The sequence below is a fragment of the Thermodesulfobacteriota bacterium genome, assembly GCA_034189135.1.
In the GTDB taxonomy this organism is placed as follows: Bacteria; Desulfobacterota; Desulfobacteria; order Desulfobacterales; family JAUWMJ01; genus JAUWMJ01.
Window position 1 is genome coordinate 45978 of record JAXHVO010000138.1, and the last position, 11138, is coordinate 57115.

An 11138-nucleotide genomic window follows, 5' to 3' on the forward strand; every position below is an offset into this window, starting at 1 on the left:
AGCGACATCATATCTTATTTGTTAAGTATGGTAACAGTCCCATAGGCGATTCCCCGGTCAAACCGGGCTAAAATGGAAAAACGACTGTTTGTTTCTAATAAATATATTCCGTTTTAAACGATGAAAAACTCGTATATAAGCGATGGTAAAGAAAGAACAGGACGACCAATACGCTCCAACAATTTCCTCATTCAAAACGGAACATATTTATGGGGGTAACTATACCTGGCTTAAAGTTATTTATAAATGAGTCCTAAGCCAATAGGGGGATAGATGGCAAAAACCAGAATATATGAACTTGCCAGAGAATTCAACATGACAAACACTGTTCTCCTGGAAAAGATAAAGGAGATAGGTATCAGTGTGAAGAGCCATATGAGTGTTCTGGATGATGAAACTGTAGGCATGATTCAATCTGAGCTTTTCAGTAAAAAGCCGGATGCGATCGAAGAAGTACGCATTAAACCAACTGTGATCAGGCGGCGCAAAAGATCTGTTTCCAAGAAAGCGGTTCCCGAACCCAAGGTTCAGGCGGAAGAAGTGTTGACCGAAAAAAAACCTGAAGACAAGCCTGCTTCAGATAAAACAGTCGAAGAAAGCAAAACTTCAAAGGCAAGTGCTAAGATTAAAAAGGTTGAGAAAAAGGCTGCCGATAAGGCTGTGCCGAAAAAAGATGTCAAAGAAAAGGTTGAAAAACCGTCTACTATAAAAAAAGTTACTCCCAAAAAGAAAAAGGTTAAGAAGGAAGTTGCGGCAAAAATCATTAAATTGCCAACAACCCCTGTTGAAAAAACGCCTCGAAAGATAAAAGCCAAAGATAAAAAACCGGAACCAAAAGTTAAAACATCCACTCCATCCGTCAAGGCTGTGCCAAAAGTAATGCCCTTGAAAACGGATTTGCCTCCCAAGGAAGTAAAGGGAAAGAAACGAAAGAAAAAGACCGGCGAAAAAGATGGAGATCGAAAATTTTTTGAAAAAAAGATCTCTTTTAGAAAAAAAGCGGTTGTTGAAGCCAAAGATCTGTATTCCAAGAAACGTCGTGGTCGAAAAGACCGAAAAACAGCTAAAGGAAAAGCGGTTGGAACCGGACAGAAAACGCAGATTACGACCGCCAAAGCCATTAAACGAAGAATAAAAATCGATGAAACCATTATTCTTTCCGATTTGGCCAAACGTATGGGAATTAAGGCCGGTGAAATGATTAAAGCCTTGATGACCATGGGCGTTATGGCAACTGTCAATCAAACCATTGATTTTGATACGGCCGTTCTGGTTGCCTCAGAGTTTGATTATGAAGTCGAACGTGCCGCTTTTGAAGAAGAAATTGTGTTAAAGGTGGAAAAAGATGATCCTGATAAAATGGTCGAAAGGGCGCCGGTAGTAACCATTATGGGCCATGTTGATCATGGTAAAACATCTCTTCTGGACGTGATACGAAAAACCAGAGTTACGGCTGCTGAAGCAGGGGGGATTACGCAACATATCGGTGCCTATAACGTTATGACTGATAACGGCCGAATCGTCTTTCTGGATACTCCGGGACATGAAGCTTTTACTGCCATGCGGGGAAGAGGCGCTAAAATGACGGATATCGTCGTTCTGGTTGTTGCTGCAGATGACGGGGTTATGCCGCAAACCATTGAAGCGATTAATCACTCCAAAGCTGCAGGGGTACCAATTATTGTGGCAGTGAATAAAATCGATAAGGCAAATGCGGATACTGAGAAAGTCTATCGCGAGCTTTCAGAAGAAGGGCTTACTGCCGAAGATTGGGGAGGAGACACCATTTTTGCCAGGGTTTCTGCAAAGCAAAACACCGGCATTGATGAACTGCTGGAGATGATACTTTTGCAATCCGAAGTGCTTGAATTAAAAGCCAATCCGGAAAAGCCGGCTAAAGGGTATGTTGTTGAGTCAAAGATAGATCCCGGCAGGGGCGCAGTTGCGACAGTGCTTATACAGGACGGGACCCTTCATGCCGGAGATCCTGTTGTGTGTGGAATTCATTATGGAAAAGTTCGTGCCCTGTTGAATGACAGAGGACGTCAAGTGGAATCGGCCGGTCCGTCCATACCTGTTGAAGTGATCGGTCTTACCGGCGTGCCGATGGCCGGAGATGAATTGATTGCCCTTTCAGATGAAAAAAGTGCCAAACAGGTCAGTATTCATCGGGTACAGCGACAGCGCTCTAAAGAACTTGCCAAAACAAGTCGATTAAGTCTTGAAAAGCTATATGAAAAGATTCAGGAAGGTGAACTGAAAGACTTGAATATAATAATCAAAGCGGATGTCCATGGTTCCATTGAAGCGATCTCGGATTCTTTGACCAAACTTTCCAATGAAGAAGTAAAAATTAGTGTCATTCATTCCGCTACAGGCACCATTACGGAATCGGATATTTCTCTGGCGGCGGTTTCGGATGCGATAATTATCGGATTTAACGTTCGGCCAAGTCCCAAGGTTCAAGCCTTTGCCGGCGAAGAAAATGTCGATATACGTTTTTATAATATTATTTATGATGTGATTAACGATATTAAAAGTGCCATTGTGGGGATGATGTCTTCGACTTTTGAAGAAAAGGTTCTTGGCCTGGCCGAGGTTCGTGAAGTATTCCATGTTCCCAAAGTTGGTTCCATTGCCGGCTGTCATGTGACCGACGGAAAAATCGAACGCGGGCAACTGTTGCGCCTTGTCCGGGACGGCGTTGTCTTGTTTGAAGGCAAGAATTCTTCACTTAGGCGTTTTAAAGATGATGTGAAAGAAGTTCAGAGTGGGTATGAATGTGGCATAGGAATTGAAAACTACAACGACATCAAGGTGGGTGACGTCATAGAATGCTATTATTTGGAAGAAATTAAACCCGAATTATAGCAAAAAATGGATCACTGCTCAGTCTTCAACCCAAATAGCTGTGTAGCTAAAAATATGGTGCGTGTTCAATGGTAGTGGGAATGGGAATTATTACATTCAGGTTACATGAATGTCACTCCTTGAAAGGCAAAAGAAAAATTATTAAATCGATTATCCGCCGGTTGCAAAATAAGTTTAACGCTTCCGTGGCTGAGGTCGGTTTCAATGATATTTATCAAAGATCTCAAATAGGTTTTTCCCTGGTGGGAAACAACCGAAAAGTGGTAAACTCAAAGATAGACAAGGTTTTTAATATGGCGGAAGAATTTGGACTTGGCGAAATCATTGATACTGAAATGGAAATCATCAGTATAAACAATTTTAAAAGTTAACCATGATAAATTATGAGCGTTCTGACAGGGTAAGCGGCCTGATACAGCAAGTTCTGTCGGAGATACTCCAAAAAGGGATAAAAGATCCCCGTCTTAAAATGACCACCATTACCAATGTCAAAATGTCGCGGGATTTAAGAGTTGCGCGGATCTACTATGCCATATCCGGTGGAGAAAAAAGTGTCGAAGAAGTTGCCCAGGGATTTAAAAGTGCCAGGGGATTTGTGAAAAGATCTCTTGCCGGTAAGCTCGGGCTGCGTTATATGCCTGAACTTGAATTTTTTTATGACGACTCTTTCGATTACGGAGATCATATAAACAAAATTCTAAAGTCAATACAAAAGGAAAATGGATCGGATAATCAATCAACTGCAAAGCAGTAATCATGTTTTGCTGGCATCTCATGCAAACCCTGACGGTGATGCGGTCGGTTCCACCATCGCTATGGGGCTTTTGCTAAACGCAGCAGATAAGAAAATAACTTTGTACAACGAAAGTTCGATTCCTGCCGTATATCGTTTCCTGCCCCGTGTTGAAATGATTGGAAATCAGCTTAATTCGGCCAATGAATTTGATACCGCCGTTATCCTTGATTGCAGTGATTTAGCACGTATCGGCACAGCCGCTTCCATGGTAAAGAATATACCGGCAATTATCAATATGGACCACCATATTTCCAATAGCCATTTTGGTCATTTCCACTTCATTGATCCATCTGCCAGTTCAACTGCGGAAATAATTTACCAGCTGATAAAAAAGATGGATGTTGCCATTGATAAGAGCATGGCTACCTCGATATACACAGGGATATTAACCGACACAGGTTCATTTCGTTTTTCCAATACAACCCAGGCGGCTTTTGCCATATGTCGGGAAATGGTTGAAAAAGGAGTTGACCCTTCTGATGTTGCCCAGCATGTGTATGGCAGGTACTCTCTTGGCCGAATTAAACTTTTGAATCTTGCGCTAGATTCAATTGAAATTCTGCATAATGGGAAACTGTCGATAATGACCGTTACCCAGGAAATGCTAAGCAAAACGCGTACAAGCGCTGAAGATATTGATGGTCTTATCAATTACGCCAGACGAATAGAAGATGTAAAAATAGCAGCACTTATTCATGAGAAACAAAACGGCGGACACCATTTAAAAGGTTCCGGCCAATTTCACATCAGCCTCAGATCTGATGGAACTGTGGACGTTTCCGCCATTGCCGCTTCTTTTGGTGGAGGCGGGCATGCAACTGCAGCAGGATTCGACGTACAAGCAGGCCTGGATAAAATAAAATCTGATATTGCAAACTTGTCAGAAAAAAATTAAGCCTAAATTGCTTATAGTGGTTTTCTTTCAAAAACAGACCCGACAGCGCACTCAAGGGGATCAGGTTTTACTTGGCAAATGATTTATGAGCAGGTTATCCGGCATCAGAGATCCAGCTTCAAAAAACCGGAAGGAATTAAACGGCGTATTGGTTGTTGATAAGCCCGCCGGTATTTCATCGGCAAAAGTAGTTGCTATTGTAAAAAAAGCTTTGTCGGCCAATAAAGTTGGGCACACGGGGACGCTGGATCCTTTTGCCACAGGTGTATTGGCATGCTGTATCAATCATGCGACCAAACTGGCAACGTTTTTTTTGCCAGGCAACAAGAAATACACCGCCCTGGTTCATCTGGGCGTTGAAACTGATACACAGGATTCGACCGGGAACATTATAGCAACATGCAATAAGGTTGATTTTTCCGAAAATTTGATTCGGTCGGTATTTAAACGGTTTGAGGGAAAAATTGAACAGCTTCCGCCGGTTTTTTCGGCATTGAAACACAAGGGTGTGCCCCTTTACAAATTGGCCAGAAAGGGAAGACCCGTGCAAAAACCGTCAAGAAGTGTCTTTATTTCATACATAGACATCCTTGACATTAACTTGCCGTTTGTGAGATTTGAGGTTCTCTGCTCTTCAGGAACCTATGTCAGGACCCTTTGCGCGGACATAGGAACATCTCTTGGTTGTGGGGCTCATCTGAAAGAACTGCGGCGAACCGAAAGCAGTCAATTTTCAATCAGCGATGCGGTAACCATACCTGAGTTGAAAAAACTGGCAAAATGCGGGAAACTTTCCCGGCGTCTGATAACCATGACGGACGCATTGAAGGATATGACCGGTTTTATGGCAAATGATAATTTGACCCAAAAAATTTTTCATGGCAGTATCATCACTAGAAAGGATGTTTTCCCTGATTTAAAGAAAAATCAGACCGGCCAGGAGGGTTTGTTCAAGATTGTTAACCGCGAAAATAAACTTATTGCTGTATTAACCCTTGATAAAGGAAAAAACAGCTTTAAATATAACTGTGTTTTTCATACATAGCATATAAATTCATCCCAATAACAGGAGGCAAACAAAAAGTGGTATTTACAACAGAAAGTAAAAAAAAGCTGATTGAAAAATTTAGGCTGCACGAAGAGGATACAGGTTCACCGGAAGTCCAGATTGGACTTTTGACCAACCGTATCTCCTATCTTACCGAGCATCTGAAGATTCATAAAAAAGACCATCATTCCAGAAGAGGTTTGCTGATGCTGGTAGGCAGACGCCGCAGACTATTAAATTATGTGAAATTCAAGGATGTGAACCGGTACCGAGCTATCATCGAAACCCTGGGTCTTAAGCGATAGATCTGACCACCCTTTATCTCTTCGGATCTGATGGTTTGGATGTTATTTTTAGAGTAGTTCTGATTTCAATAACCGGGAGATTACAAAACAGCTGGCGTAAAATTAAGTGGCTTTTTACACAGTGATCCTTTTAAAGTCACTTTATTTTTAGGAGAAAACATGGAAAATTTATTTAAAACGGATTTCGGAGGGAAATCCCTTACTATCCAAACAGGAAAGGTTGCAAAACAGGCTTCCGGTTCGGTGATGGTTCAATATGGAGAAACAATGGTGCTGGTTTCAGTCGTATCCGCCCATGAGGAACGGTCGACCGATTTTCTTCCCCTTACCGTTGAATACGTAGAAAAGATTTATGCTGCCGGCAGGATACCCGGTAATTATTTCAGGCGTGAAATAGGACGACCCAGTGAAAAGGAAACACTTACCTCCCGTTTGATCGACCGGCCGATCCGTCCCCTGTTTCCCAAAGGATATCGCTATGAAACTCAAGTCATTGCAACTGTTCTTTCAATGGATCAGGAAAATGATCCGGATATACTTGCTATGATCGGGGCATCCGCAGCTTTGGAAATATCAGATATTCCATTCGCAGGCCCCATCGCCTGCGCCCGTGTGGGTCGTATCAATGGTAACCTTGTGGTCAATCCGGCGATCAGTGATTATGAAAGTTCCGATATTAACATCATTGTTGCCGGTTCCAAAACAGGGGTGGTCATGGTTGAAGGTGGCGGAGATGTTGTCAGTGAATCCGACATGCTTGAAGCTGTTTTATTCGGTCACCGCGCCATGCAGCCTGTTATTGAGCTTCAGCAAAAATTAAAAGACGCTGCCGGAAAAGCAAAACGTCCTTTTGCCCTCCCGGAAAAAGATCCAGCCCTGGTAGACATGATTGAAACCAAAGCGATGTCTTCTATGCGTGAAGCTGTTCTGATTCCGGAAAAAATCCAGCGTTCGGCTTCTCTTCGTGCAGTTAAAGCGAAAATTTTTGAAAATCTTGGTGAAGACTATGCAGATAGGAGAACGGAGGTATACGAAATCCTTAATGACATCCAGAAGAATATTTGCCGCATACTTATCTTAAAAGAAGGACGTCGTATCGATAACAGAAAGTTCGATGAAATAAGACCGATTACATGTGAAGCTGGCGTTTTGCCCCGACCTCATGGCAGTGCACTTTTTACCCGGGGAGAAACCCAGGTGCTGGGTGTGCTTACTCTTGGATCAGGCCGGGATGAGCAGCGAGTGGAAACGTTGAGCGGGGAAGAATTAAGGCCATTTATGCTGCATTACAATTTTCCGCCTTTTTCGGTTGGAGAGGTTAAAAGAATCGGCGGTCCCAGCCGCAGGGATATCGGCCATGGCGGGCTGTCAACAAGAGCCATTGAAAAAGTACTACCTTCCAAAGAAGAATTTGACTATACCATCCGTATTGTCTCCGAGGTTTTAGAATCCAATGGTTCTTCATCCATGGGCACTGTGTGCTCAGGAATACTGGCACTTATGGATGGAGGGGTTCCTATCAAAGCCCCTGTTGCAGGCATTGCCATGGGCCTCGTTAAAGAGGAAGACCAGGTGGTGATTCTCTCCGATATTCTTGGAGATGAAGATCATACCGGGGATATGGATTTTAAGGTTGCCGGGACAAAAGACGGTATCACTGCGCTTCAGATGGATATAAAAATCCTAGAACTGTCACGAGAAATAATGGAAAAAGCCTTGGAACAGGCTCGCGTCGGCAGACTGTTCATTCTCGACAGGATGCTTGAGGCTTTGAAAGAGCCTCGTAACAAAATTTCACCTCACGCACCCACCATCATTACCATTAATGTTGTTCCCGACAAAATCCGCGAAGTGATCGGCCCAGGGGGGAAAACCATCCGCTCCATTCAAAGTGAAACAAATACGCAGGTTGAAATAGATGATTCGGGTCTGGTAAAAATTGCCGCTGTTTCAAAAAAGGATGGAGAGGCTGCAAAAGAGATGATAAACGAAATTATTGCCGTACCCGAAGTCGGACGAATCTATCAAGGGACGGTGGTCAAAATCATGGATTTTGGCGCGTTTGTGCAGATCATGCCCGGCACGGACGGGCTGGTTCATATCTCCCAGCTTGCCGATCATCGAGTGGCAAAAGTGACCGATATTGTAAAAGAAGGAGAAAAAATAAAGGTTAAAGTCCTAGAGGTCAACCGGGATGGAAAGATTCGCCTGAGCCTTAAAGCAGCGCTTGAAGAGGAAAGTTGATGGCGTCGTAAAAAAATTCCATCTACTGCGTTGTAGCCTTTTTATCCCCCTGATTTTTAGCGGGGGTATATGGAACTTTTTACTTAGCCATCGGTATTACTTTTTACCAGACCAAAGTTGATTAGAGATAAAAGGCAGAAGGCACAAAGTCAGCAGAAAAAAGTAAAGAATCCACACCCAAAGGGTGTGGATTTTAAAATTGAATAAAAAAGAATGAAAAAAACCGTAAATAAAACAACTTTAAAAAACGGTGTCCGCATTCTGACGAAAAAAATGCCCCATGCCCACAGCGTGTCGATGGGCGTATGGGTAGATGTTGGGGCCAGGGATGAATCGCTGAAGGAAAACGGGCTTTCCCATTTAATCGAACACATGATTTTTAAAGGGACCCAAAAGCGGACGGCTTTTCAGATTGCCAAGCAGTTCGATGCTCTGGGTTGCAGTACCAATGCCTTTACCGGTTATGAAAACACCTGTTACCATGCAAGAGTCATGGACAGCCACTTGGAAACCGTTGTTGATATTCTTTCCGATATTTTTTTAAACTCTGTTTTTGATGAAAAAGAGCTGGAAAAAGAGCGGCCTGTTATTTTACAGGAAATCGGAATGGTTGAGGATAATCCGGAAGAATATGTCCATGTCCTTTCAAATACCGCTTTCTGGGGGGACAATCCCCTGGGACGCTCTATTCTTGGAACCAAAGAAAACATACTTGGTTTCAGTGCAGATGATATTAGACATTTTTTTAAGCGCTTCTATCAACCGGACCGAATTGTCATTTCCATTGCAGGAAACCTTTCCCATAAAAAAGCGGTTGACCTGGTAGGCCCCAACTTTGAATCTGTCAAACCGGGTGATTCGTTCCCTGAACGGATGACTCCCTTGGCACATTCTGCCGTCAATCTGAACCACAGGGATTCGGAACAGGGGCATATCTGTCTGGGAGCAAAAGGGATATCTATTACTGATCCCCGCAGGTTTGCATTTTCTATTTTAAATGCCGTTTTTGGGGGAAATATGAGTTCGAGGCTGTTCCAGAATTTACGGGAACAGAGAGGCCTGGCTTACTCTGTGTATTCTTTCATGTCGTCTTATGTAGATACCGGCATGGCAGGTGCCTATGTTGGCGTAGATCCCGGGAAAGCAAAGGAATCCATCGAGCTGATCTTAAAAATAATGACTCAGCTCAAGGAAGTCCGGATAGGTGAATCCGAACTGGAAGAAGCCAAACAATACATTAAAGGAAATCTTTTTCTTGCAGCTGAAAGTATTGACAACCAGATGGTGCGCCTGGCACTGAGTGAAATAAATTTTAACCGGCATATTCCACTGGAAACAATGGTGGAGAAAGTAGAACGGGTGACCGCAGATAATGTCCTCGAACTGGCAAAAGTGCTGTTTCAACCCGGGCATATGTCTTTGACCCTTCTTGGACCGACTGTCGATAAAGAGTCCTTTGAAGATATTTTAAGCTTTTAATCCTACAACGCAACTTACCAGCTTTATTTAGCAACAATTTTATTTTGTGCCATGCGATATTGTTGCGTGTTACGGGTTGCGAGATACGGGTTATGAAAAGGATTATTTCCTATTAACAACTCGCAACACGCAACTCGTAACTCGGAACACTTAAGTGATAGGCAAACAAACAAGTTAAAAAAGACGTATTATGGTTTTCGATAAATGTCCTTGTAATGTGATTTCATGGATTCCACTCCGTTAGTTAAATTTCTTCTCCTCAGGCCAAAACAGGATGCAGATATACCCTTGCCACGTTATATGACCCCCCAGTCAGCTGGAATGGATATCTGTGTAGCCATAGAAAATGATATGGTTCTTGAAGCCGGGGAAATCGCACTGCTTCCCACCGGATTTGCCATGGCCATTCCCCAAGGATTTGAAGCCCAGATACGTCCTAGAAGCGGTTTGGCCGTAAAACATGGTATCGGGCTTATAAATTCACCAGGGACTATAGATGCGGACTACAGGGGAGAGGTGAAACTAGCGGTGATCAACCTGGGCAAAGAGCCATACCTGTTCAGGCGGGGAGACAGAGTGGCCCAGATGGTCATCCAAAAGGTATACCAGGCCGGACTTAAAGTCGTGGAAAAGCTTGATGAGACCGAACGCAATACAGGCGGTTTCGGGCACACCGGATGAAACCAAGGGGAAACAGCTTTTTACCCGATCACTTATAGATAAAAATGGGCGGAAAAATTTTATCTTCCGCCTATTATAAAAAGAGACCTTTGAAAAATGGTGATTTTTATTCGAGTTCAAGGAAGACGATCCGCCTAAGGCGGATTAACCACAGGAATAAATGGAATATTTCGAGGATTAAAATTTAAGTCTGACGCAGAAATCGGATAAAAAGTGCCGTTTTGCAAAGGTCTCAAAAACATAGCTATAGCAAAGTCTCTTATTTTTTCATGGCTTCAACCATATCGGGTGAATTGAACATTTCTTCTAGTTTCTGCCGGAAAGCGTCGGAGACTTTTTTTTCATATACTTTTAAAAATCCCATTCCTTTGATTTTACCGAGGTGATCATGTCCGGATAAATACTTTTCGGCACGGACGTTACCTGAACGATTCATTACTTGCAATTTAAAATCGTAATTTAAGCCGAGATTTCCCCCTGCGCCCAGATCTGGTTTCCATTCTTTAAAACTAAGAAAAACCGCTTGGGGTGCTCCTTTTTCTGAAAATTTTTTCAAGACATTATTATAATCATCGTTCGGCGCAAGGCTTACGCGGATAGCTTGATAGCCTTTTTTATTCAACGCATTGCTGAGTGCTTCGCACATATCTTCAGCCAGAGGACGACCGCTGGTTGTGGTCACATAAAATGGATTTCCCCAGCCGCCACGAATGATACCGGACAACTGCGGTTTGTTTCTTTGGGAAATGATAGGTTCACGCTGGTCCTGTACCCCTACAGAAATGATGTCCGTACCGGAAAATTTAAAATCAGGGGCAG

10 protein-coding genes are annotated in these 11138 nt (G+C 43.1%); 9 read left to right on the forward strand and 1 reads right to left on the reverse strand.

What is annotated here, in order from left to right; translation table 11 throughout:
- The first annotated feature begins 273 nt into the window (after positions 1–273).
- From infB to dut, 9 genes are all read left to right on the forward strand, one after another.
- Complete coding sequence (gene infB, locus SWH54_20250; GenBank protein MDY6793603.1) at positions 274–2871, forward strand: translation initiation factor IF-2; 2598 nt, start codon at positions 274–276, stop codon at positions 2869–2871.
- Positions 2872–2951: 80 nt separating this feature from the next.
- Positions 2952–3242, forward strand: coding sequence for a DUF503 domain-containing protein (locus tag SWH54_20255; GenBank protein MDY6793604.1), 291 nt, complete (start codon positions 2952–2954; stop codon positions 3240–3242).
- Between the two features lie 2 nt (positions 3243–3244).
- Positions 3245–3625 (forward strand): 30S ribosome-binding factor RbfA, encoded by a 381-nt coding sequence (gene rbfA / locus SWH54_20260; protein MDY6793605.1) that lies wholly within the window; start codon positions 3245–3247, stop codon positions 3623–3625.
- Positions 3591–4562, forward strand: coding sequence for a bifunctional oligoribonuclease/PAP phosphatase NrnA (locus SWH54_20265; GenBank protein ID MDY6793606.1), 972 nt, complete (start codon positions 3591–3593; stop codon positions 4560–4562). Before rbfA ends, SWH54_20265 begins: the two co-directional genes overlap by 35 nt.
- A gap of 85 nt (positions 4563–4647) precedes the next feature.
- Positions 4648–5607, forward strand: coding sequence for a tRNA pseudouridine(55) synthase TruB (gene truB / locus SWH54_20270; GenBank protein MDY6793607.1), 960 nt, complete (start codon positions 4648–4650; stop codon positions 5605–5607).
- Positions 5608–5645: 38 nt separating this feature from the next.
- Positions 5646–5915 (forward strand): 30S ribosomal protein S15, encoded by a 270-nt coding sequence (gene rpsO, locus SWH54_20275; protein ID MDY6793608.1) that lies wholly within the window; start codon positions 5646–5648, stop codon positions 5913–5915.
- A 159-nt stretch (positions 5916–6074) separates the two neighbouring features.
- Positions 6075–8159: a polyribonucleotide nucleotidyltransferase gene (gene pnp, locus SWH54_20280; protein ID MDY6793609.1), complete on the forward strand. Its 2085-nt coding sequence runs from the start codon at positions 6075–6077 to the stop codon at positions 8157–8159.
- Positions 8160–8372: 213 nt separating this feature from the next.
- Positions 8373–9638 (forward strand): pitrilysin family protein, encoded by a 1266-nt coding sequence (locus SWH54_20285; GenBank protein ID MDY6793610.1) that lies wholly within the window; start codon positions 8373–8375, stop codon positions 9636–9638.
- Positions 9639–9863: 225 nt separating this feature from the next.
- Positions 9864–10319, forward strand: coding sequence for a dUTP diphosphatase (dut, locus tag SWH54_20290; GenBank protein ID MDY6793611.1), 456 nt, complete (start codon positions 9864–9866; stop codon positions 10317–10319).
- 259 nt (positions 10320–10578) lie between these two features.
- On the opposite strand, the gene SWH54_20295 is transcribed toward dut, so the two are convergent.
- Positions 10579–11138: hypothetical protein (locus SWH54_20295; GenBank protein ID MDY6793612.1), on the reverse strand; the 560-nt coding region annotated here is incomplete at its 5' end.

Coding starts and splice junctions, on each gene's coding strand:
- infB (MDY6793603.1), top strand. CDS start 274: ATGGCAAAAACCAGAATATATGAACTTGCCAGAGAATTCAACATGACA.
- SWH54_20255 (MDY6793604.1), top strand. CDS start 2,952: ATGGGAATTATTACATTCAGGTTACATGAATGTCACTCCTTGAAAGGC.
- SWH54_20265 (MDY6793606.1), top strand. CDS start 3,591: ATGGATCGGATAATCAATCAACTGCAAAGCAGTAATCATGTTTTGCTG.
- dut (MDY6793611.1), top strand. CDS start 9,864: ATGGATTCCACTCCGTTAGTTAAATTTCTTCTCCTCAGGCCAAAACAG.
- pnp (MDY6793609.1), top strand. CDS start 6,075: ATGGAAAATTTATTTAAAACGGATTTCGGAGGGAAATCCCTTACTATC.
- truB (MDY6793607.1), top strand. CDS start 4,648: ATGAGCAGGTTATCCGGCATCAGAGATCCAGCTTCAAAAAACCGGAAG.
- SWH54_20285 (MDY6793610.1), top strand. CDS start 8,373: ATGAAAAAAACCGTAAATAAAACAACTTTAAAAAACGGTGTCCGCATT.
- rbfA (MDY6793605.1), top strand. CDS start 3,245: ATGATAAATTATGAGCGTTCTGACAGGGTAAGCGGCCTGATACAGCAA.